This window comes from Mycoplasma sp. P36-A1, from assembly GCF_049478495.1.
Classification (GTDB): Bacteria; Bacillota_I; Bacilli_A; order JAJDGJ01; family JAJDGJ01; genus P36-A1.
Genome location: NZ_CP168083.1, coordinates 772,884 through 797,159 on the forward strand (window position 1 = coordinate 772,884; position 24,276 = coordinate 797,159).

The following is a 24,276-nucleotide window of genomic DNA, read 5'->3' on the forward strand; positions in this document are numbered from 1 at the left end:
TTTTTTAATACTGATTATAGACATTTAAAAATAATTGCTTATCATAGTCTATATGTCAAATTATGAAGTATAATAAAAAAGATAAATAGACTTATAATTAGAATATATCTCTAGAATAAAATGTGTTCTCAATCAAAAAGTTATTGAACGTTCGTTAGTTTAAGTGTATACTATAATAGTCTAACAAGTGTTAGTGTAATCAGGCAAGGAGTCGAGTATGAGTAGAGATAAAATATTGCTTGAAAGTTTAAATGTAATAAAAGAAAATGGATTAGAAAACTTTTCAATGAGAAAATTAGCAGAAGTTTTAAAAATTAAACCAGCATCTATTTATCATTATTTTAAAAGCAAAGAAGAAATATTAAATGCTATTTATATACATGGGGTAGATTTATTAATTGAATCAGAAAATATGGATGCTAAAGATTTTGAAGAATATTTTTTAATTCATATAAAAAATCTATTAGAAAACAAGATATGGTTTAGATTTGTCTTTAGATATCGAGAAGCAGCTTTTTTAACAGATGAAACTAAAGTTATGGCAAAAAAATATCAAAAAGTTCAACAAGAAACATTTAATAAAATGTTAGAAGAAAAATCTTATTTTAAAAAAACAGAGGAAAATAGATTTATCATTGAAGGAACTATATTACAACTTATGTATGCTAATCGCAAGATTAGTGACAAGCAATTAAAAATAGTAATAAGAAAACTATTAGCCGCGATAAAGGAGGAATAAAATGAATCAACTTATACAATATTTGAAAAGGTATAAATATAATACCTTAGCATCTTTTATATTAATAACTATATCAGCCATTACAGCCTTAGTTATTCCAAAGTTAATTCAATATGTTATTAATGATGGTATATCAGCTTCAGGTGGTCCAGATATAGAAATAATGCATAAATATGGATTAATAATGATAGGTGTAGCAGTTTTAGGTTTAGTATGCGGGATGCTGAATGCTATATCAACTGCAAGACTTGCTCAAAATGTTGGTGCAGATATGAGAAGTGATGGCTTTTTACAAGTACAAAACTTTTCATATGAAGACATTGAAAAGTTTAAAACTGCAAATTTAGTGGTTAGATTAACAAATGATATTAATCAAATTCAAACAGTGGTTATGCTTTTGTTTTCAACACTGATGAGAATGCCAATAATGCTAGTTGGAGCCTTTTATTTAGCAGTTACAACAATGCCGCAACTATGGTGGGTAATTATTTTATTAATTGTCATAATTGTTGGTGTTATGATGCTAGTTTTAAAAAGAATGGGTCCAATGTTTGGAAAATTTCAAATTCAATTAGATAAAATTAATTCTATTATAAAAGAAAATTTTATTGGTGCAAGAGTAGTAAAAGCTTTTGTAAGTGAAAAAAAGGAAGAAAAGAAATTTGATGTTGAAAATCAAGCCTTAAGAGATTTAAACTTAGGCGTTGGTAATACAATGGCAGTAGTAATGCCAGCATTCATGTTAATTGCAAACTTGTTAACAGTGTTAGTAATTTATTTAACTGCAAACATTGCTCAAACAGATGTTAGTGCACTTGGATCAATGGTATCATACATCAATTATTTATCACAAGTAATGATGGCTTTGATAATTGGTGGAATGGTTACGATGCAATTTTCAAGAGCATTTGTTTCATTAAAAAGATTTAATGAAATAATTGAAACAAAACCATCAATTCAATATGTTGAAGGTAATGATATTAATTTAAAAGGTAAAATAGAGTTTAAAGATGTAACTTTTACTTATCCTGATGCTGTTTATCCTTCTTTAACAGATGTTTCATTTACAATTAATCCAGGTGAAAAAGTAGGATTAGTAGGACCGACTGGAGCAGGTAAATCAACACTTGTTCATTTAATATTAAGATTGTTTGATGTTAATAATGGAGAAGTTTTATTAGATGATAAAAACATAAAGCTAATTCCAAAACAAACATTAAGAGAAGATGTTTCTATTGTGCTTCAAAAGCCAATTCTTTTTTCAGGAACGATTCAAGAAAACTTAATAAATGGTAGTAATGCAAACGAAAAAGAAATGATGAAAGCTGCAAGAGATGCACAAGCTGCAGAATTTATTGAAAGATTAACACAAGAGTATCACTCAGATGTAAATGCAAGAGGTTCAAATTTCTCTGGTGGACAAAAACAAAGATTATCAATTGCTAGAGGTTTAATAGGTCATCCACCAATTTTGGTGTTAGATGATTCAACATCTGCTTTAGATTCTAAAAGTGAAAAAGCTGTTAAAGATGCTTTATACTCTAAATACTATGAAGATGAAACTGTCATAATTATTGCTCAAAAAATAAGTTCTATTATTGAAGCAGACAAAGTAATAGTTTTAAATGATGGAAGATTAGTAGGTTTTGATACACCAGCTAATTTATTGAAAAATAATAAATATTATCAAGAAATATTTAATTCACAAGAAGGACAGAAACGAGGTGCTGAAGATGAAAACTAATAAAACAAAAGACAATCAGTCACTATCTGTAGGTATTTCCTTTTTATGGAGATATATTAAAAAATATAGAGTATCTTTAGTATTTGTAGTTGCTTTTATTATATTCTCAACTTGGTTACAAGTTAAAGCACCTTTAATTATGGGAGATGCCATAAATGATTTAGCTGCTTATATTCAAGCTTATATGACTCCAAATGGAGATACATTAGAAACACATACTAGCTTTGTTAATACAGTATTTAAACTTGGTGGTGCATACTTATTAGTTTCTTTAAGTATGTTTACATATCAAATGATTATGAGTAGAGTTGCAAGTGGAACCTCTTCACGTATTAGAAATGCTTTATTTAATAAACTACAAAAATTATCAATTAGATTCTTTGATCAATCTAATGAAGGAGATATCTTAAGTAGATTTACAAATGATGTTGATAATATTAATATGTTACTAACTCAATCATTAGTACAAATAATTTCATCAATTGCACTTTTAGTAAGTATTAGTTATACAATGTTCAAAGAGGAAGCATCTCTTGGAACTATTGTTGTAGGTTTAGCTTTAATAGCAGGAGTATTTGTATTGTTATTAACTAGACAAGCTAAAAAATATGTAGGAGTTCAACAAGCTAAACTTGGAGCTTTGAATGGATATATAGATGAAAAAATTTCAGGACAAAAATTAATAATAACAACTGGTACTGAAAAAGATACATATGAAGGATTTGTACCTTTTAATGAAGATTATCGAGACGTATCTAAAAAAGGACAAGCATTTTCAAATGTATTGTTTCCTATGGTTCAAGGATTTTCAATGATAGCTATTGGTTCAATAATTTATTTTGGTGCACAATCTGTAATTGATGGTACCGTTACTGTTGGATTACTAGTTGCCTTTATTCAATATACACAAAGATTTTTCCAACCATTAACTCAAATAGTTTCTCAATATAATACGTCTAGATTAGCTGTTACAGGAGCTGGTAGAGCTCAAGAAATATTAGATGTTCCAGAAGAAGTAGTTAATATTAAAGATGCTATAAAAATTAAAAAAATATCTGAAAATATCATTTTTAAAGATGTTGATTTTGGTTATTTAGAAAATAAACCAGTACTAAAAAATGTTAATCTTGTAGTTGAAAATGGACATAAAGTTGCATTAGTAGGTCCAACTGGTTCAGGTAAAACAACTATCATAAACCTTTTAAATAGATTCTATGATACTACAAGTGGAGAAATATTTATTGATAATTATGAAATTAAAGATCTTGAATTAGGAAGCTTGAGAAGAAAGATTGGTAATGTTTTACAAGATACAGTTCTTTTCTCAGGTACTATTAAAGATAACATAGGTTATGGAAAGCCTGAAGCTACTATAGATGAAGTACAAGATGCTGCTAAAGCTGCAGAGATACATGATTATATTGTTAGTTTACCAGATGGCTATAACACAGTTGTTGATGATAGTAATTCAATATTCAGTGTTGGTCAAAAACAACTTATATCTATTGCAAGAACTTTAATTGTAAATCCAGATCTTATTATCTTGGATGAGGCTACTAGTAATGTTGATACTGTAACTGAACAAAAAATTCAACGTGCAATGGATAAAGTATTAAAAGGTAGAACAAGCTTTGTAATTGCTCACAGACTTAAAACCATACTTGATGCAGATAAAATTGTCGTTTTAAGAGATGGTGAAGTAATAGAACAAGGAACAAATGAAGAATTGTTAAAAGCTAATGGATTCTATGCTGAATTATATAAAAATCAATTTGTAGATGCTTTAGATTAAGGGTTGTTATAAATAAAATTTTTAAGGGGATGTATTTATGAAACATACAAATATAATAAAACCAGTACTTAATGATAGTGATATAGATAAAATAAGTGAATGGCTACTTACAAGCGCTAATATAGATGAACATAAAGGTTTACTTGCAAGACTAAGACTTATGATGTTAGAGTATGAGTGTGCAATTAAGGAAATAGTTACAAAATTAGAAATTCTAAATTTAGAAATGTCACTTACATCTGAACATAATCCAATTCAAACAATAAAAAGTAGAATGAAAACACCAAAGAGTATAAGAAATAAATTACAAAAACATAATATTGAATTTTCAATAGAAAACATAGAAGATAATTTATTAGATATAGCTGGTATTAGAGTAATTGTAGGCTATATAGATGATATTTACTCAGTTGTAGATGTTTTACTTAGACAAGATGATATCACTTTAGTTAAGTGTAAAGATTATATAAAAAACCCAAAAGAAAATGGATATCGAAGTTTACATTTAGTTGTAACAGTTCCAGTGTTTTTTTCAAATCAAAAAAAATTAGTTAATGTTGAAATACAAATAAGAACAATAGCAATGGATTTTTGGGCATCACTTGAGCATAGTTTAAGATATAAGAATGAATCTCAAATAGAACTTGATGTGTTGCAACAACTTAAAAATGCTGCTGAGGTTATAAGTGTTACTGATAAAAACATGATGGAATTACGAAAAACAATAGATCAATATGATAGCTTAAAAGAATAATTAAAAAACTGCAAGATTGTATAATATATCAATCTGTGCAGTTTTTTTTATTTGTTACTCTCATTTAATTTTTTCTTATCATAATCTGGATCATATTGATCAGTTTCAATATAGATGTAAATCTTTTTATCAGGCATTGTTGATCTTATTTCTTTTTCAATATCATTTATAATATCATGAGCTAAATAATTATATTTATCAACTAAATCTATCTTAGCTGCAACAAGAATTTCTGTAGGTCCTAAATGTACTGTTTTTATATCAATTACACGATCAACATCTTTTCTATTAAAAGAAAGCATAATAGTTTTAAGATCAGTTTTTGTAACACTTTCACCAATCATTAAACTATAAAACTCTCTAGCTAGAACAATTGAAACGCCCATTAGTAATAATCCAATTAAAAGTCCACTTAATGCATCAAACATCGCATTATTTGTTACTAATGTTAATGTAGTACCTAACAAGGCTAATAATAGTCCAACTACTGCACAAGTGTCCTCAGCAAATATAACTAATATTTCACTATGTCTACTTTCTTTAAGAAATTTGAATAATGGTAATTTATCAATATTTAATTCTTTTATTTCTTTAAAGGCTACTCTTAAAGATGATCCTTCAACTATTAAACCAAAAATTAATATTCCAATAATTAAATAGATATTACTAATTTCATGTGATGGGTGTAATAGCTTTTCAATTGCTTCATATACACCAAGAGCACCACCTCCAAAAAATAACATCATAGCAACAATTGTAGAATAAAAATATTTAGCTCTAGCTTCTCCAAATTGATGTAATTCACTTTGTCCAGTAGTCGCTTTTTTATTTCCAACAAGTAAAAGTATTTGATTTGAACAGTCGATAAAACTGTGTATACTTTCATTCATCATAGCTGTAGAACCACTTAGTAAAAAGCCGATAAACTTTGATATCGCAACTAAAACATTAGCTGCTAAAGCAATGATAACGGCAAACATTCCAGAAGGTGCATTCTTTTCTTTCATTATATATCCTCCTATATTAATAAGTTAATTATACAAGATATCTTAATTAATAAAAAATTAATTGTTTATATATTTAAATTGTCGACAAAAAATATGGTATATTATGATTGAGGTGAAAAATTATGAAATTAATAAGTTGGAATGTAAATGGCTTAAGAGCAGTTATTAAAAAAGGTTTTAATGAACAGCTTGAAAAGTTTGATGCTGATTTTATTTGCTTACAAGAAACAAAGTGTAAACCAGATCAAGTAGATACTAGTCAGTTTAATTATAAATATGCATTTTGGAATAGTGCTGATAAAGCTGGATATTCAGGAACACTTATATTGACTAACAATAAGCCAATTAGTGTATTCAATGGTCTAGGTATTGAAGAACATGATGCTGAGGGAAGAGTAATAACACTTGAATATGATAATTATTATTTAGTAACAGTATATACACCTAATTCTAAGCAAAAATTAGCTAGACTAGAATACAGAATGGTGTGGGAAGATGAATTTAGAAAATATCTTTTAAATTTGAAAGAAAAGAAAAATGTAATAATTTGTGGAGACTTAAATGTTGCCCACAATGAAATAGATATTGCACAACCAGATACAAACCATAAAAATGCCGGCTTTAGTGATGAAGAAAGAGAAAAAATGAGTGTTTTATTAGATAGTGGATTTGTAGATACATTTAGATATAAATACCCAACTAGAAAAGATGTCTATACATTTTGGACTTACTTTAGACAAGCAAGAGAACGTAATATTGGTTGGAGAATAGATTACTTTTTAGTTAATGAAAAATTAAAAACTGAAATTGTTGATGCAGTAATATATGATGATATATTAGGTTCAGATCACTGTCCCATACAATTAGAAATAAACTTATAAACTAAATAAAATAAAAAGGATGCCAATATCCTTTTTATTTATGTCCAAATACCAATGTTTATATTACATAATAAATGTAATCATAATGTAAATTAGTGAAATGTTTACTTGTTGTGTATGAAAGTATTGTTTTTTTTATGTTTAAAAGTATAATATAATTAAAAGAGAAAGAAAGGAAATGTTACAAATGAATTTAGATGTATTAGTAAATAGTTATTTTGATAGATTTATTGATGATGCAAAAGACTTAATATCTATCAAAAGTGTATTAGACAAAGCGGATATAAATGCTCCTTTTGGAGTTGGAATAGCCAATTCTTTGAATAAAATGATTGAAATATCAAATAAACTAGGTTTCAAAACTTATGTAGATCCTGAAGGTTATTATGGATATGCAGAATTAGGTGAAGGAAAAAGCTTATTTGGAGTATTAGGTCATTTAGATGTAGTACCAGCAAATGATATTGAAAATTGGTCAAGTAATCCTTTTGAACTAACAATAAAAGATAATCAAATAATAGCTAGAGGTATCCAAGATGATAAGGGTCCAACCTTACTTAGTATGTATGCTTTAAAAGCATTGCTAGATAATGGATATGAATTAAATAAAAGAATAAGATTTATTTTTGGAACAGATGAAGAAAATTTATGGAGAGGTATTACAAAATACCAAGAAAAAGAAGAAATGCCTGATATGGGATTTACTCCAGATTCTAAATTTCCTTTAATATATGCTGAAAAGGGTTTATTACAAGTGAAATTAACTTCAAAACAACATATTGATTTTGAATTTAAAGGTGGAGATGCTTTTAATGCAGTTCCTGCAAAAGCAGAAATTAAACTAGATAATGAATTAGTTAAAATTCTAGATGAATTAAAATATGAGTATCGTATTGATAAAGATAATTTAATAGTTGAAGGGAAATCAGTTCATGCACAGGCATCTGATACTGGAATTAATGCTTGTGTTAGATTAATGAAAGCTTTAAGCAAAAAGCAAGTAAATGCTAATTTGTTAGACTTTGTAATGAAATATGGGCAAAATCCAAATGGAGAAGATCTTTTTGGTAAAATTGAAGATGAACATTCTGGAAAATTAATGTTCAATATAGGAATGGTGAATTTTACTGCTGATACTCAAGAAATTGATATTGATATGAGAATACCTGTTACTTATGATAAGGAATTAATTGTAAAAAGATTAAAAGAAGTTGCAAAAGAATTTGACTTACACTACGAAGAGTTTGATTACTTGAAATCAATATATGTTAGTAAAGAGTCTGAACTAGTGAAATCATTAATGCAAGCATATGTTGATGTTACAAATGATACACAATCACAACCAATGACAAGTGGTGGGGCAACTTATGCAAGAGCAATGGATAATTGTGTTGCTTTTGGAGCAGTTTTACCAAGTGGTTTAAAAACAGAACATCAAGCTAATGAACGAGTAAATATTGATGAGTTTAAAATAGCTATGAAGATTTATATGCAAGCATTTAGATTATTAGTGTTAAAGGAGAGAAAAAATGAAAAAATTTAAAATGCCAAGTGCTTTTACAATAGTGTTTATTGCTTTATTAATTACAGCAATTCTAACTTATTTTATACCTGTATCAGTTTTTGATGCAGAAACAGGAAAAGTTGTTGTAAAAGCTGTATTTGATGAATCAGATAATATTGTTAATTTAGGTGGAGCTGGTACACAGCCTGCAGGTGTTTGGGATTTTGTACAAGCACCAATCCAAGGTTTTCAAAACGCAAGTGATGTTGCAATTGCCTTATTAATCGCTGGTGGTTTCTTAAATGTATTAAACTATACAGGTGGACTAGAAGCAGGTATTGGTAAATTATTAAACAAATTTACTGGAGCAGTATTAATTGCAGTAATGACAACTATTTTTGCATTATTAGGTACTGTCTTTGGATTATGGGAAGAAATTCCTGCCTTTGCAGTTGTAATCATACCTCTATTTGTTATTGCAGGATATGATGTAATGACTGGTATTGGGGTATTATTTGTTGGAGCAACAGTTGGTAATATGGCTTCTGTAGTAAATCCATTTTCAGTAGGTGCTGCAGTTGCAGCTCTTGGTAATCCAGAATTATCATTAGGTTCTGGGATAATTTTAAGAATAATAATATTTGTGGTTTTAAACACAATTGCTACTTTCTATTTAATAAAGTATGCTAATTCAGTAAAAAAATTCCCTGAAAAGTCAATAATTGCAGAACTTGATGATGTAAATTCTTTAACAGATGATAATCAAAGTGAATTACCAGAATTTAATAGACAAAGATTTTTATCAGCATTAGTATTTATATTAATAGTTGTATTCATGATTATAGGATATATTCCTTGGAGTGAGTTTGGACTTTCAGATATAGTTAATGCACCAATAACAGCATTAAACCAAATTCCAGTAATTGGTTCAAAAAACTTTACACCATTTGGTGAATGGTACTTTAATGAATTCTCATTCTTATTCTTTATCGGTGCATTCTTCTTAAAAATTATAAACAAAATTCCAGAAGCTAAATTCTTTAAACTATTCTTAGATGGATCAAAAGATTTACTTGGTGTTGTAGTAGTACTTGGTATTGCTAGAGGTATTTCAATTTTAATGGGTTCAAAAACATCAGGAATGTCAGTAACATTAGTTTATTGGATTTCAGAAGCGATGGCTAATGTACCGTTATGGGTATTTGCTATTGTTGCAATTTTTGCATTCATGGCAATTGGAGTATTCCTACAATCAACAAGTGGAGTAGCATCTATTTCAATGCCAATTCTTGGAGCTGTTGCAGCAGCAATCTTTGCAGCTACTAGTAGTGGTGAAATTGGTGGACAAATAATATTAATGTCAGCCTTTACAATTGGACTAAACTTTACATCTTGTATATTCCCATCTGCAACAGTTATGGGTACCCTAGAATTAGTAAATGTCCCATATAATTACTATTTAAAATTTGTACTTAAAATCTATATTTTATTAACAATAGTAGGTGGATTAATAATTTCGATTGCTCCATACATTGGATTAGTTTAAAAGATAATAATTATATTTAGTCATATTTAAAAAAAGTAGTGATATCTTGTAAAATAAATAGTATAATATATTAGATAGATATCTATTAAAAGTATTTAAGAATAAGCTTATAATACATTAGTAGTAAAGCAAAAAATAACTTTTTACTTATAGTGATGAGTATATAAAAGATATTGACTTTACAATGCGATTTCTATATAATAATATTGTTGCAAAAAGTAGGTGTAATTGTGAAATGGAAAATAAGTTGGCTAAAAAAACAGCCTAATCAAGAATTCAAAGTTAGAGAAACGCTTAAGTTTGATCAAAAAATGTTTGCTAAAATATCTAATATTAGAGGAGTTAGCGATGTTAAAGTGAACGGCTTAATTAAAATGGATGATGAATTAGTATCAGTTGATCTAATGTTCAAAGGAGTATTATATCTTCCTTGTTCATTGAGTGATGAAACAGGAGATTTTCCATTTAATTTTCAAATTAATGAATTGCTTGATGAAGAGTTTGTTGATGCAATTGACTATGAAGCCGATTATATCGACTTATTGGAATTAGCCTGGCAAAGGCTAATTGTGGAAGCACCTACTAAGTTTGTCAAGAATGATTGTATAAACAAAAGTGGTAAGTCTTGGCGATTGCTAAGCGAAGATGAATATGATCAAGAAAAAGAAACAGAAATAGATCCACGACTAGCAAAGTTAGAAGGTTTATTTAAGGATGATAAGGAGGATTAATCATGGCTGTACCATTTAGAAGAACATCTAAAAAAGTAAAAAGAACAAGAAGAACTCATTTCAAGCTTTCAATGCCTGGAGTAACTAAATGTGGTAATTGTGGAGAAATGACACTTTCTCACAGAGTTTGTAAACACTGCGGTAGTTATAAAGGAAAAACTGAAGTAAAAATGGAAAAAGGACAAGCATAATTGTTTGTATAAACGCCCTTAGGGCGTTTTTTTTATGCCCTTTTTTATTTTTGTTTAATAATTAATGCCAAATAGATAAATTATTAATAATTAGATAGTGTAAATAGTTGAGGCTAAATATTCATTATGATATAATAAGTGTAATAAAGTGGTTAAATGTGGTAGAAGGTGGTGGTTAAATGTTCATAGGACAATATAATAATAATATGGATGTTAAAAAACGACTGACTTTTCCTGCGAAACTACGTGCACAAATTGAGGGAAATGTTGTACTAACTAGAGGATTAGATGGTTGCTTAAGTGTCTATACAATAGATGCTTGGGAGCAAGTTGCTAATAAACTTGCAGCTTTGCCTACAACTAAAGTACAAGCAAGAGCTTATGCTAGAATGGTTTTATCAAATGCAGCAGAAATAGAGTTTGATAAAAATGGAAGAATAAACATCCCTAATCACTTATGCGAATTAGCAAAATTGAGTAAAAGTTGCATAATTATAGGTGCTGGTAATCATATGGAAATATGGGATGAAACAAGATGGTTAGAATATAATGAATCATTAGAAGAAAGTTTTGATGATTTAGCATCAGAATTAATTGATTTTGAAATATAAGGGGGAATAAGCATGTTTGATCATTATTCAGTTATGATGAAAGAATCTATTAACATGTTAAATATAAATCCAGAAGGTATATATGTAGATATGACCTTAGGTGGAGCAGGACATTCTTCTCAAATATATGAAAAGCTTTCAAGTAAAGGAAAGTTAATCTGTTTTGATCAAGATATTGTTGCTATAGAAAATGCTAAAGAGGTATTTAAGGAAAAAGAAAATGTATATATAATAAATAGTAATTTTGCAAACTTAAAAGAAGAATTAGCTAAAATTAATATAACAAAGGTTGATGGTATATTATTTGATTTAGGAGTTAGTTCAGTTCAGTTTGATACACCAGAAAGAGGTTTTTCATATAGATATGATGCTAGGCTTGATATGAGAATGGATCAAGATGCATCACTAAGTGCTTATGAAATTATTAATGATTTTTCATTTAATGATATTGTCTATATTTTAAGAGCTTATGGGGATGAAAAGTTTGCTAAACAAATAGCTAGAACAATAGAGAAGAAAAGATTAATAAAACCAATAGAAACAACATTTGAGTTAGTTGATGCAATAAAAGAGTCTTTACCACAGGCAGTTTTAAAAAAGAAAGGACATCCAGCTAAAAAGACATTTCAAGCATTAAGAATTGCAGTTAATAAAGAATTAGATGTGTTTGAACAAGCTTTACTTGATGCTGTTGATATTCTCAATGTTAATGGCAGAATTGCAGTTATTACTTTCCATTCTGGTGAAGATAAGATTTGCAAAAGAATTTTCAAACAACTAACGACATCTAAAATTCCAAAAAATATTCCAGTATTTGTTGAAGATGATATCGATTTCAGATTAATAAATACTAAATCTATAGTACCTAGTAATGAAGAATTACATGAAAATAATCGTTCTCATTCTAGTAGGTTAAGAGTAATAGAAAAAATAAAATGATAGTTATAGGGGGCTAATTATTATGAATAAAGTAGTTAAGAAAAGTCTAAAAAAGAACAGTAGAAAGTTAAAAATGGAACTTTGTTTTGTTATATTATTTATGGTATACTTATGTAGTTGTATTATAGTAAAAAACTATAATATAAGTCTTGATCACCAGTTAAATACATTAACAAAGGAAAATCAAAATATAAAACAAAACAATCAAACTTTAAAACTGAAAATAGATGATTTAAGTTCATTTGAAAGAATGAACTCAGTAGCAAAAGAAAATGGTTTGGAAAATCGTGAAGGAACGATAAAAAATGTCAGATAATAAGAGTAATAAAAAGACTAAAAAAACTAAAAAAATAAATGTTCAAGATAACGGAGTTTCTTCAATTAGATCAATTCTCGTTGTCTTTTTGACTATTTTTGGTGTTTTATTAGTAAATATTACTTGGATTTCACTAACAGGTCATCATATTGTTAGTGGACAAGACATTAACCATTATGCACAAGAAAGAGATTTTAAATCAGAAGTAGTATCAGCTAAAAGAGGAACAATCTATGATGCTAAAGGCGATGTTATTGCTAAAGATACCACTACTTATAATATTTTAGCTATTTTAAATAGGAAAAGATATGATGAAATAAATAAAAAGCCAGCATATGTTACAGATCCTGCAAGTTATGCTAAAAAATTAGCACCAATATTAAAGATGAAAGAAAAAGATCTCTACACTATGTTAAGTAAGGATCCGGTTAAATATTATCAAACAGAACTAGGCTCTAAAGGAAAAGGTTTATCTCAAACACAAAAAGATGCCATTGATAGTTTAAATCTAACTGGTATTGAATTTAGTGAAGTAGTTTCAAGATATTATCCAAATGGAACATTTGCATCAAGTACTATTGGATATGCAACATATGATGAAAAACAAAAAAGAATGGTCGGTCAACTTGGAATTGAAGCAACATACGATGATGTTTTAAAAGGAACTGATGGTAAAAGAGAATATTTAGTTGATGGGCAAGGACTTACTCGAAAAGAAATAAGTAATGTAGCACCTGTTGATGGAAAAGATGTATATTTAACAATTGACAATAACATTCAAAGAATTGTCGAATCAAATATGGAAGAAATGTTTCGAAGCAATAAAGCAGAATTAGCCTTAGCTGTAGTTGCCAACGCTAAGACTGGTGAAATACTAGCCTTAACCAATAGACCAACCTTTAATCCAAACAAACTTGATATCAAAGACTATACAAATCCATTTGTATCTTTAGTTTTTGAACCAGGATCTACAATGAAGACATTTACTTATGCTGCCGCTATGGATGCAGGTGTATATAAAGGAAATGATAAATATAATTCTGGAACTACTAATATTACAGATAATGGTGTAGTAGTTCAAACAATTAAAAACTATGATAATAATAACTGGGGAAGTATAAGTTTTGATGAAGGGTTTATGAGATCATCAAACACTGGGATAATTCACCTATTTGAAAAGTATTTAAAAACAAGTACCTATGAACAATATTTAACTAAATTTAATTTTTTTAAGAAGACAGGCATAGATATTGCGGGTGAGAACACGGGTACAAAAGTAATGAGTAAAAAACAAGAAAAATATACTACAGGATTTGGTCAAGCAAGTTCGATTACTCCAGTACAATTGATTCAGGCCTTTACTGCAATAACTAATAAGGGTAATATGATGAAACCTTATATTACAGAAAAAATAAGTGATCCAGACACTAAAAAAATCATTGAAGAATTTAAACCAACTATTGTAGGAACACCAATAAAAGAATCAACTGCAAAGTCAATGTTAGAATTAATGTCTAAAGTAGTTGAAGATGAAAGAGGAACGGGTTATGCACATTACAAAATTGATAACTATTCAGTGTCTGGTAAAACCGGAACGGCAGAATATGTTGTTAATGGAAAATATGCAACTTGTTCAACTTGTTACTATACCTCATTTTTATTAGCAGCTCCAACTTCTGATCCAGATATTATAATGTATTTAGTTACTAAAAAAGATGAATCACCAAGTTATGCAGCAAGAGCTAAATTTACTAAAAATGTAACAAGTAATGTATTAGCTTATTTAGATGCTAATCCAGATAAGAATTCTAAAAGTAATACAAAAGAAGCAAAAGTATATGAGGTTGAATCTTTTGTTAATAATAGTATTTCTTATACTAAGAAGAAATTAAAACAAGAAAAATTATCTTATGTAGTATTAGGTGATGGTGATAATGTAATAAATCAATTTCCATCCCCATACACAAGTGTATCTAATAATCAAAGAATTTTTGTTTTATCAGATTCTAAAAAATATCAGATGATTGATTTAAGTGGATATGCTAAAAGCGATGTTTTAAAAGTAGCAGCACTTTTAGATATTAAAGTTCAGTTTTCAGGTAGTGGTTATGTTAAATCACAAAGCATTGTAGAAGGTACTACCTTAAAAGATAAAGATGTATTAAAAATTAAGCTAGAATAGAGGTTTTTTAATGAATGAAATAATGACTATGGGTGTAGTAACTCTCTTAACATCATGGATACTAACAGTCATCATAATGCCGGTTTTTATTCCAGTTTTGCACAAATTTAAATTTGGACAAAGCATAAGAGAAGATGGACCACAATCACATTTAAAAAAACAAGGAACTCCAACTATGGGAGGAATAGCCTTTGTTTTATCAACAATGATTACAATGTTAATACTTAGACCAGGATTTCTTGCAAGTCCAAATGGTTTAGCAATAACAATAGTTTTTTTAGGATACTTTGCAATAGGTCTTGCTGATGATATGTTGATTGTAATAAAAAAACAAAATGAAGGACTAAGTCCTAAGGCAAAATTAGCACTACAATGCTTAGTAACTATAGTACTTGTTGTAGTATATCCGGGTAGATTTTTTGATCCTAACTATACTAATATTACATTGTTTTATGGAATTTCAATAAACCTACATTACATTTATATTTTATTTGCTTTAATAATGTTTGTTGGATACAGCAATGCTATCAATTTTACCGATGGTTTAGATGGGCTTAGTTCAATAACAGTTGCAATAGCCTTAGGATTTATGGCTATAATAGCTTATGATCAACAACAAAGTGTTGTATTGCTTTATATATGTGCTTTAATTGGAGGGTTACTTGGTTTTTATATCTTTAATAAAAAGCCAGCTAAGATATTTATGGGAGATACAGGCTCACTTGCTTTAGGAGGATTTTATGCTGTTGTAGCACTTTTGCTAAAAGTTGAAATTCTATCATTAATAATTGGGATGGTCTTTGTTGTAGAAATGGCATCAGTTGTTATTCAAATTTTATATTTTAAAAAGACAGGTAAAAGAATATTTAGAATGGCTCCTATTCATCATCACTTTGAAATGGGAACTTTAAAAGAACAAGGAACAGTATTTATGATGTACATATTTGGTCTATTATTTGGACTGCTAGGGATGGTGTTGTATTTTGTCTAAAAAAGCATTAGTAGTTGGTCTTTCTAAAAGTGGATTAGCTGCAATAAATTTGTTAAGAAAAGAAAATTATAATATTACATTAACAGTAAATGAAAAACTAGATCAAACTATTCTTGATCAATTTAAAGATATTAGAGTAATAGATGGAATGCATCCATTATCATTATTAGAAGAAAAATGGGATTTTATCGTAAAAAATCCGGGGATACCTTATCGAGTTGAATTCATTGCTGCAGCACAAAAAAAAGGAATAAAAATAATAAGTGAAATCGAGTTAGGTTATATTTATTCAAATAACATTAATTTAGCAATAACTGGTACAAATGGAAAAACAACAACGACAACATTAATATATAATATTATGAAAGAAGCTTATGACAACACTTATCTAGCAGGAAACATAGGATTTCCTTTATGTGATGTTGTGTTAGAACACAAATCAAATAACTATATTATAATGGAATTATCAAGTTTTCAATTAATGGGAATAGAAACATTTAAGCCAAAAATATCAACAATTATGAATTTATCACCAGATCATTTAGATTATATGGATACAGTTGAAGATTATTATTATTCAAAAACTAGTATCTTTAAAAATCAAAACAAAGATGACTTTTACATCTTAAACTTAGATGATCAATTAGTAGTAGATTATTCTAAAAATATCAATGCTAATATCATTACTTTATCAACAAATAATAAACAAGCAGATGTTTTTTTAGAAAATGATATTATTAAATACAAAAGCGAACCAATACTAAATATAAATGATTTATCAATTCAAGGGATACATAATGTTTATAATACAATGTTTGCAATTGCATATGCAAAAATTATGAATGTTGACAATAATATCATTCAAAAAATATGTTCTGAATTTAGGGGAGTAGAATATCGCTTAGAAAAAGTCTATGAAAATGGAAATATTTATTATAACGATTCTAAAGCTACAACACCAGACTCAACAATAACTGCTTTGAATGCATTTAATAAAGAAGAAATAGTTTTAATTTTAGGTGGTAAAGAAAAAAACTTAGACTTTAGTAAGTTAATAGAGCTAATAAATGTAAAAAACAATATAGTTGAAGTTATTAGCTTTGGTCAAATAAAGAATTCATTTAATGACATCAAAAAAGAAACTAAAGTAGTAGATACTTTAGATGATGCAATAAAATATATAAAAGGAAAATACAAAGATAAGGTAATTATCTTTTCGCCAGCTACTTCAAGTTTTGATCAATTTCAAAACTATGAAAAACGAGGAGAATATTATAATAAATTAGTAAAGGGTGAATAAAATGAGAGTTATATTTAGTGCCGGTGGAACTGGTGGACATTTATATCCAGCATTAGCATTAGCAGATTATATTAAACAACAAAACAAAGACAATGAAGTGCTTTTCATCGGTTCTAAATATCGAATTGAAGCAACTAAAGTAGCTGAACATGGTTACAATTTTATTGGATTAGATATTATAACACCAAGTGGTAGTATCTTTAAAAAAATAAAAGGATATTCTCAAGTGTTTTTAAAGGTCAATCAGTGTAAGCAGATCATAAAAGAATTTAAACCAGACATAGTTATAGGTTTTGGTGGATACACTTCTTATTCTGCAATTAAAGCTGCTATTGATTTAAATATTCCAACAATGCTTCATGAACAAAACTCTGTAGTTGGTAAAAGTAATAAAACACTTGCTAAAAAAGTAGATTGTTTTATTACAGCATATCCAGATATACAAAACCAAACTCATACAAATAATGTAATTGAATTAGGTAATCCAACTTCATATCAAGTAACTATGACACCTAAAACAGAACTTGCATCATTAGGATTACAAAATAATCTTAAAACAATATTAATTGTAATGGGTTCTCAAGGAAGTATGACTATTGATAATGCAATGCAAAAATATCTTAAAAATATAAAAAATAGTAATTTTCAAATTATATATGTTAGTGGTAAAGACTACTATAAAAATCATGAAAATAATAAATATAATAGTAACATTAAAGTCTTACCATATATAGATGGTTTAGTAAGCGTAATCAAGGCTTGTGATATTATTGTTTCAAGAGCAGGAGCTTCAGCATTAACAGAAATACTATCAGCACATAAACCTGCAATATTAATACCTAGTAAGTATGTAACAAACAATCATCAATATCATAATGCTAAAGCAATAATTGATAAAAAAGCTGCCTTAATGATTGAAGAAACAGATAATTTAGAAACAGATTTAAGCAATAGTATAGATCTTTTATTAAATGATAATAAATTATATGAATCAATAATCAAAAATACTTCTGATTTTAATCTTGAAAATTCAGCTGAAAATATCTATAAATTAATGTTAAAGAAAAAGGAGGATCAAAAATGAAAAAAAAGATACACAAAGATTTAATCAATCTAGGAGTTTCTAATATCATAATAGATGAACCTTTATACAAACATACAACATATCGTGTCGGAGGACCTGCAAATATCTATGTAGAATCAAAAAATTACCAAGACATAGTAAATACTATTGATTATGCTATAAAAAATAAAATTAATTACTTTGTTTTAGGAGCAGGATCAAATGTTTTAATTAACGATAAACCCTTTCAAGGTATAATCATCTCTACAAGGCTATTAAACAGCTATGAGATAAGTGGAAACGAAGTATATGCAGAATGTGGTGTAAGTATGATTGCACTAGCAGTACACACCGCAAATGCAGGTTTAACAGGACTTGAATTTGCAAGTGGAATACCTGGATGTATTGGTGGATCAGCTTTTATGAATGCCGGTGCTTATAAAAAAAGTATGTCTGATGTAATATCCGAAGTACTATTATATAGAAATGGCAATGTAGAATGGGTAAATGTCGAAGAGTTAGAATTTTCTTATAGACATTCTATCTTACAGACAAAAAGAGATTGGATAGTACTTGCAGTAAAGATGTACTTAGAAGAGGAAGATCCTGAAAATATTAAACAATTAATTAATGATCGTAAAAAAAGAAGAATGGATACGCAGCCTTATGATGCATACAGTGCAGGTTCTGTTTTTAAAAATCCTTCAAAAGAATTAAGTTCATGGAAGTTAATAGATGATGCAATGTTAAGAGGTTATAAAATTAATGATGCTCAGGTTTCAATAAAACATCCTAATTTTATAATAAATACAGATAGAGCAAGTGCTAAAGACATTTATGAATTAATCAAGTTGGTACAAACACAAGTTAATGAGAAGTTTAATGTTAAACTAAAGATAGAAGTCGAATTGGTAAATTTCAATGGAGAAAAATAGCCTATACGATATTGATTGTTTAAATGAAAAAATCGAATTAGAAAAAAAGCGAAGAAAAGAACGTAAAGCTAGAAATATGTTATTAAGTGCAATAGCTGCAGTTTTAGTAATAATATATTTAATTTCACCTATTTCTCGTATAAATTCAATAATCATTAGTGGCAACGAGAGATATGATAATGCACAAATAAAAGAAATCGCAAATTTAGAAATAAATCAATTTACTTTTACAAGACCAGCAGTTTTAATTAGTAGAGCACTAGAAAGTTCTAACTTATTTAAGGATGTTGAAGTTACTAAAACATTATTAGGTAGCGTTGAAATTAAGGTTAGTGAAAATAGACTATTGTTTTATGATACAGAAAATAATAAAACCGTATTCTATGATCAAAGTGGTAACAAACTAACATTTGAAGATAGTGTTACTGCAAGATACAAAGGTGTAGTACCAGAATTATCAGAAAACAAAAAAATAGATGATGATATAAAGAAAAAGTTAATAAATACAACTTCTCAACTAGCTGACTCTGTTTTGAATGAGATATCTCAAATACAATATACACCTACAAATTATGATAAAGAATTTTTTACATTTATAATGACTGGAAAAAAAGAAATATATATTGAAACTAGCTTAGACAATATTGTCAAAGTAGGGTCACGATATCACAGTTTTTCAATCAATACTAGTTATAAATGTAGTGTAATACAATATTTAGACTCAGAAAATAAAGCAATTGTTCGAAAATGCGACAATTAAAACATTATTTGAAACATATAATGTTAATTATTCTTTATTATATGGTAAATTTATAGTATAATTAAAAAAGATTGGGGGTTGATTACTTTGCAACACAATGAGATATATATGGCTATTGAATTATCAGAGTATTCTATTAAGGCAGTGGTTGCAGAATATTACAACATGAAACCCTATATCCTAGCTAGCAGTGAGAAAAAAATTGATATTAATTTTGATAATGATGATCAGCATGACTTGAAAAAAGTTATTTTTGAACTAAAAGATGAAATTACTTCATTACTAGGTTATGAAATCAAAAATACTATTCTAGTCATACCTTCAAATCACTGTAAGAAGTTTAGCGATAAGGTAAGAGTTGAAGCTATCAGAGAAGATCAAGTAATACAAAAAGATGAAATTGCAACAGGAATTGAACAAATGATTCGTAAAAATGATAATGAAAAGAACTTTGTTGTGAATGTTGTAATCGATAGATATTCTGCTTATGGATATGGGTATGTTTCAAATCCAGTAGGTCTTGAAACAAGATATATAGAACTAGAGGGTAGTGTATATACTATACCTACAGTTATTGCATATCCGTTAATTAAAATAATTGAGGAATGTGGTTTTAATGTTGTTGATGTATGCTTAGATATTCTTGCAATTGCTTCTGAAAGTGTGATGCCTAGTGCATTAAAATCAGGTGCGATCATTGTAGATATGAATTCAACTAGTACTAACATAGCGTATTTTAAAAATAATACAATGAAATCTTACAAATCCATTGAACTTGGTGGTAAGAACATAACTAACGACATTGCATTAGTAGCAAAGATAGACAACAACAAAGCGGAAGCTTTCAAGAAAAAGTATGTAGATTTAAATATTGATAGAATACAAGATTTAGTAATTTATCGTTACTATGATGAATACAGTAATGAAGATGTAGAAATTACTCAAAAGTTTCTTTCAGAAGTAGCTTTGTCTAGACAAAAGGAAATAATAGACCTAGTAAAAACTGAAATAATCGACTTACAACTAAGTGAAGAAGATTTATTTTACTTCACTGGTGGAGCTAATAAAATTAATGGATTAGAACACGTTTTGAGATATGAATTAAATTTTCCATATAATATTATTAGTTCTAAAGTTCTTGGTGCAAGGAGCTCAAGTTTCATAAAATGCTTAGGAGCAATTATATATGAAGCAAATTTCTCACGAGTAAGGGGAGAAATTAAGCTTTTTGTTAATAAAAAGGACTATATAAACTCAATTAATCTTGTTGAGAAAAACAATTTGTTGTATAATAACAACAATAATAGTAATGTGGAGCAGGATTTTATAAAACGCTTAGTTTCATATATATTTAATAACTAAAAAATTGGAGGTTTCTTATGAATAATATAGAGTTTGATCAATATGCAAACATTAAGGTGGTCGGCGTAGGTGGCGCGGGTTGTAATGCCTTAAACAGAATGGAAGAAGAGGGAATACAAGGTGTTGAATTAATAATCGCAAATACCGATTTACAAGTACTTGCAAATTCAAGAGTAGCTAAGCGTATCGAATTAGGTTCTAACCTAACTAAAGGTCTAGGAGCTGGTGCTAATCCAGAAATAGGAAAGCAAGCCGCACTTGAAAGTGAAATGGCAATCAAAGATGCACTTAAAGGTGCAGATATGGTATTCGTTGCTGCAGGTATGGGTGGAGGTACTGGTACAGGTGCTGCACCTGTAATTGCTAAAATATCAAAAGAACAAGGTGCATTAACAGTAGGTATTGTTTCACGTCCTTTCACTTTTGAAGGTAGATTACGTACAAAACATGCAATTGCTGGAATTGATGAATTAAAACAAAATGTTGACTCATTAATTATTGTATCTAATGATAAATTATTAGAATTTGTTGGTTCTATTCCTGTAGGAGATGCTTTTACAGAAGCTGATAAAATTTTAATTCAAGGTGTTCAAACAATTACTGACTTAATTGCAGTTCCTGCAATAGTAAACCTTGACTTTGCTGATGTTAAATCAGTAATGGAAAACAAAGGTTCAGCTTTAATTGGTATTGGACTTGGACAAGGTGAAAACAAAGCAGAAGTTGCTGCTAAACAAGCAATCGCTTCTCCTTTACTTGAAGCTAGTATTGCTGGTGCTAAACATGCAATTATTAACGTAACTGGTGGACCATCAATGACTTTAATGGATGCTAATGAATCTGTTAGAGTAATTGAAGAGTATGCTGGAAATGAAGAAATAAATGTTATCTTTGGTGTTGCAGTAAATGACAACTTAGATGATGAAATGGTTGTAACTGTAATAGCTACAGGTTTTGATATTCCTGAAATACAAGAAAATAGCTTGTTTACAGAAGAAGAAAATCAACAACCTGCTGTTGAAGCAAAAGCAGTTGCTGCAACTGAACCTGCTACTGCAGTCAATGAAGAAACTAATAACAGTTTAAATATTGAACCTGAAGCAGATTCAAGTCAAGATTTAGAAATACCTGCATTTTTAAGAAACAATAGATAATATAATTTGAGGGGAGAATAAAACATGGCTATTAAAGATATAAAAAACTGGGTTATTGGTGCTGATGTTGATGAAGAAAACTTTGACAACAATACTCAAGAAGAGTTTAGCACTCAAAGCTCTACATATGAAGAACCAATTGCTAGTTCATTTGAAACTAGTGCTGATACAAACTTTGGTGTAACAAGTACATCTTCATTTGAAGACACAACAGGAAAAGGTGCACAAATGGTTGTTTTTGAACCAAGAAGTTACTCAGAGTCACAAGGAATTGCAGATCATTTAAAAAGTAAACGTGGTTGTATAATTAATTTACACCGTGTAAGCAAAGATCAAGCAAAGAGAATTATTGACTTTTTGAGTGGTGTTGTTTACGCAATTGAAGGAGAAGTTCAAAAAATTGGACCTAATGTATTCTTATGCACTCCTAATAATTTTGCAGTACATGGTGAAATTACTGACACTGAAGAATAATTAAAAATATATAATTTAAAATGCGATTTATGTCGCATTTTTAGTTTAAAGAGGTTATTATGCATAAAAATGAAAAAGACATTAATAAGCTAATTGAAAGAATTAATGAAGCTATATTTCAAGTTAGTTTAAACCAGAACTTTAAAACACTTTTCTTTATAGATGTTATCTTATTGAAAGAATTAAATAATGAACTTAAAAATATCAAAAATATCGATATCATAAAATACTCAAAAATTAGTAATAGTAAAAGATCTTATCTAACAATTACTAATTCTAAAAATGATTTAGACCTAACTGAATATACTACTTTAGTTAAAATCGAATACAACAATAAATTTAAACAAATAAACCATAATGATGTACTAGGAACTTTGTATTCACATAATATAAAAAAAGAATTTATAGGTAGCATTATTGTTTATAATAATAATATATATTTTGAAATTGTTTCTAATTTATATAATTATGTAGTACAAAATATTGAAAAAATTAATAATACTAAAGTTAACTTAGTAAAAAGTAATGATATAGTTTATGAAGAAGATAATCTTAAAAAATATCATACAACAATAAAGTCAACTAGATTAGATGTAATTATTAAAGCTATTACAAATTTATCTAGAGAACAAGCTAAGAATTATATACTAGAGAATAATATTAAAGTAAATCAAATATCAACTGATAATTATTCTAGAGTTTGTAAAAATGAAGATGTTATTTCAATACGTAAATATGGAAGATTTATAGTGAAATTTGATTGTAATAAACTAACAAAAAAAGGAAATATTAATTTAGACTATTATAAATATATCTAATTATATTTCCTTTTTATTTAACTGTATTGGTTAGTATTTTTAAATAATACTAATTTTTTCCAAAGTTTTCTAAAGTCTGGAATAGACAAATTGTAATCGGGAATACCATAGAGACAACTAATTCTATTTACTAATTTAATTGCCTTTGGGTATAAATCTTTAAGTAGTTCTATACTAAGCTCATCTTCATTTTGTAATGATAAAGGTTCATTTTCAAAATCAATATAAGCACAAATGCAGAAATCTAAACAATGAGTTTTACTTGTAAGATTAATAATTAAACCAAATGCTGAATAATCACATTCTTGATCACCTTTTCTAGAATAACCAAGTGCATGCTTAACAATAAAGCCATCCTTAATATTTAAATCAATTTCTTCTCTTTCACCATATTCAATATATTCAACTTTATACTCTTTGATTGTATATTTCATAGATACCTCCTTTATATTACATAATTTGCATTATTATTAAACTTTCCT

At 28.1% G+C, this 24,276-nt stretch carries 24 protein-coding genes; 22 read left to right on the plus strand and 2 right to left on the minus strand.

The features are described 5' to 3' along the window. Window positions 1–217: 217 nt before the first annotated feature. From ACD762_RS03595 to ACD762_RS03610, 4 genes are read left to right on the plus strand one after another with little or no spacing between them, the layout of a single operon-like run. Window positions 218–739 carry a TetR/AcrR family transcriptional regulator gene (locus tag ACD762_RS03595; protein WP_423364495.1) on the plus strand — a complete coding sequence of 174 codons (522 nt, stop codon included), beginning with the start codon at window positions 218–220 and terminating at the stop codon, window positions 737–739. Window position 740: 1 nt separating this feature from the next. Further along, on the plus strand, window positions 741–2,483 hold the full coding sequence (locus ACD762_RS03600) for an ABC transporter ATP-binding protein (protein WP_423364496.1): 1,743 nt from the start codon (window positions 741–743) through the stop codon (window positions 2,481–2,483). Next, complete coding sequence (locus ACD762_RS03605) at window positions 2,473–4,275, plus strand: ABC transporter ATP-binding protein (RefSeq protein ID WP_423364497.1); 1,803 nt, start codon at window positions 2,473–2,475, stop codon at window positions 4,273–4,275. Before ACD762_RS03600 ends, ACD762_RS03605 begins: the two co-directional genes overlap by 11 nt. A gap of 37 nt (window positions 4,276–4,312) precedes the next feature. Beyond that, complete coding sequence (locus tag ACD762_RS03610; RefSeq protein WP_423364498.1) at window positions 4,313–5,029, plus strand: GTP pyrophosphokinase; 717 nt, start codon at window positions 4,313–4,315, stop codon at window positions 5,027–5,029. Window positions 5,030–5,076: 47 nt separating this feature from the next. Here ACD762_RS03610 and ACD762_RS03615 read toward each other — a convergent pair whose 3' ends face one another. Continuing rightward, complete coding sequence (locus ACD762_RS03615; RefSeq protein WP_423364499.1) at window positions 5,077–6,036, minus strand: cation diffusion facilitator family transporter; 960 nt, start codon at window positions 6,034–6,036, stop codon at window positions 5,077–5,079. Window positions 6,037–6,158: 122 nt separating this feature from the next. On the opposite strand from ACD762_RS03615, the gene ACD762_RS03620 reads away from it, so the two are divergent. The 18 genes from ACD762_RS03620 (at window position 6,159) to ACD762_RS03705 (ending at window position 23,794) form a co-directional block, all read left to right on the plus strand. After that, entirely contained in the window at window positions 6,159–6,917 is a 759-nt protein-coding gene (locus ACD762_RS03620; RefSeq protein WP_423364500.1) for an exodeoxyribonuclease III, read from the plus strand. Window positions 6,918–7,104: 187 nt separating this feature from the next. Beyond that, complete coding sequence (locus ACD762_RS03625; RefSeq protein ID WP_423364501.1) at window positions 7,105–8,460, plus strand: Sapep family Mn(2+)-dependent dipeptidase; 1,356 nt, start codon at window positions 7,105–7,107, stop codon at window positions 8,458–8,460. After that, the gene (locus ACD762_RS03630) at window positions 8,447–9,967 is read left to right on the plus strand and encodes a YfcC family protein (RefSeq protein ID WP_423364502.1); all 1,521 of its coding nucleotides are present in this window, start codon (window positions 8,447–8,449) and stop codon (window positions 9,965–9,967) included. The genes ACD762_RS03625 and ACD762_RS03630 overlap by 14 nt, the downstream gene beginning before the upstream one ends. A 230-nt stretch (window positions 9,968–10,197) precedes the next feature. Beyond that, complete coding sequence (locus ACD762_RS03635; protein ID WP_423364503.1) at window positions 10,198–10,698, plus strand: YceD family protein; 501 nt, start codon at window positions 10,198–10,200, stop codon at window positions 10,696–10,698. A gap of 2 nt (window positions 10,699–10,700) precedes the next feature. After that, window positions 10,701–10,889, plus strand: coding sequence for a 50S ribosomal protein L32 (gene rpmF / locus ACD762_RS03640; RefSeq protein WP_423364504.1), 189 nt, complete (start codon window positions 10,701–10,703; stop codon window positions 10,887–10,889). 179 nt (window positions 10,890–11,068) lie between these two features. Further along, on the plus strand, window positions 11,069–11,500 hold the full coding sequence (gene mraZ, locus ACD762_RS03645) for a division/cell wall cluster transcriptional repressor MraZ (RefSeq protein WP_423364505.1): 432 nt from the start codon (window positions 11,069–11,071) through the stop codon (window positions 11,498–11,500). Between the two features lie 12 nt (window positions 11,501–11,512). Continuing rightward, window positions 11,513–12,442, plus strand: a complete 930-nt coding sequence (gene rsmH / locus ACD762_RS03650) for a 16S rRNA (cytosine(1402)-N(4))-methyltransferase RsmH (protein ID WP_423364506.1) — start codon at window positions 11,513–11,515, stop codon at window positions 12,440–12,442. Between the two features lie 19 nt (window positions 12,443–12,461). After that, on the plus strand, window positions 12,462–12,755 hold the full coding sequence (locus tag ACD762_RS03655) for a hypothetical protein (RefSeq protein ID WP_423364507.1): 294 nt from the start codon (window positions 12,462–12,464) through the stop codon (window positions 12,753–12,755). Beyond that, the gene (locus tag ACD762_RS03660; RefSeq protein WP_423364508.1) at window positions 12,745–14,937 is read left to right on the plus strand and encodes a penicillin-binding protein; all 2,193 of its coding nucleotides are present in this window, start codon (window positions 12,745–12,747) and stop codon (window positions 14,935–14,937) included. The genes ACD762_RS03655 and ACD762_RS03660 overlap by 11 nt, the downstream gene beginning before the upstream one ends. A gap of 10 nt (window positions 14,938–14,947) precedes the next feature. After that, on the plus strand, window positions 14,948–15,928 hold the full coding sequence (mraY, locus tag ACD762_RS03665; RefSeq protein ID WP_423364509.1) for a phospho-N-acetylmuramoyl-pentapeptide-transferase: 981 nt from the start codon (window positions 14,948–14,950) through the stop codon (window positions 15,926–15,928). Next, complete coding sequence (gene murD / locus ACD762_RS03670) at window positions 15,921–17,228, plus strand: UDP-N-acetylmuramoyl-L-alanine--D-glutamate ligase (RefSeq protein ID WP_423364510.1); 1,308 nt, start codon at window positions 15,921–15,923, stop codon at window positions 17,226–17,228. Before mraY ends, murD begins: the two co-directional genes overlap by 8 nt. A gap of 1 nt (window position 17,229) precedes the next feature. Beyond that, window positions 17,230–18,336 (plus strand): undecaprenyldiphospho-muramoylpentapeptide beta-N-acetylglucosaminyltransferase, encoded by a 1,107-nt coding sequence (gene murG / locus ACD762_RS03675; RefSeq protein ID WP_423364511.1) that lies wholly within the window; start codon window positions 17,230–17,232, stop codon window positions 18,334–18,336. Next, window positions 18,309–19,226: a UDP-N-acetylmuramate dehydrogenase gene (gene murB / locus ACD762_RS03680; protein WP_423364512.1), complete on the plus strand. Its 918-nt coding sequence runs from the start codon at window positions 18,309–18,311 to the stop codon at window positions 19,224–19,226. Before murG ends, murB begins: the two co-directional genes overlap by 28 nt. After that, entirely contained in the window at window positions 19,213–19,986 is a 774-nt protein-coding gene (locus tag ACD762_RS03685) for an FtsQ-type POTRA domain-containing protein (RefSeq protein ID WP_423364513.1), read from the plus strand. The genes murB and ACD762_RS03685 overlap by 14 nt, the downstream gene beginning before the upstream one ends. A gap of 108 nt (window positions 19,987–20,094) precedes the next feature. Further along, window positions 20,095–21,348, plus strand: coding sequence for a cell division FtsA domain-containing protein (locus ACD762_RS03690; RefSeq protein WP_423364514.1), 1,254 nt, complete (start codon window positions 20,095–20,097; stop codon window positions 21,346–21,348). 17 nt (window positions 21,349–21,365) lie between these two features. Beyond that, window positions 21,366–22,502, plus strand: coding sequence for a cell division protein FtsZ (gene ftsZ / locus ACD762_RS03695; protein ID WP_423364515.1), 1,137 nt, complete (start codon window positions 21,366–21,368; stop codon window positions 22,500–22,502). A 24-nt stretch (window positions 22,503–22,526) separates the two neighbouring features. Continuing rightward, a complete protein-coding gene (locus ACD762_RS03700) occupies window positions 22,527–22,976 on the plus strand; it encodes a cell division protein SepF (protein ID WP_423364516.1) in 450 nt (149 codons plus the stop codon). A gap of 59 nt (window positions 22,977–23,035) precedes the next feature. Next, window positions 23,036–23,794 (plus strand): YlmH/Sll1252 family protein, encoded by a 759-nt coding sequence (locus tag ACD762_RS03705; RefSeq protein ID WP_423364517.1) that lies wholly within the window; start codon window positions 23,036–23,038, stop codon window positions 23,792–23,794. Between the two features lie 17 nt (window positions 23,795–23,811). Here ACD762_RS03705 and ACD762_RS03710 read toward each other — a convergent pair whose 3' ends face one another. Next, the gene (locus tag ACD762_RS03710) at window positions 23,812–24,228 is read right to left on the minus strand and encodes a hypothetical protein (protein WP_423364518.1); all 417 of its coding nucleotides are present in this window, start codon (window positions 24,226–24,228) and stop codon (window positions 23,812–23,814) included. Between the last annotated feature and the right edge of the window lie 48 nt (window positions 24,229–24,276).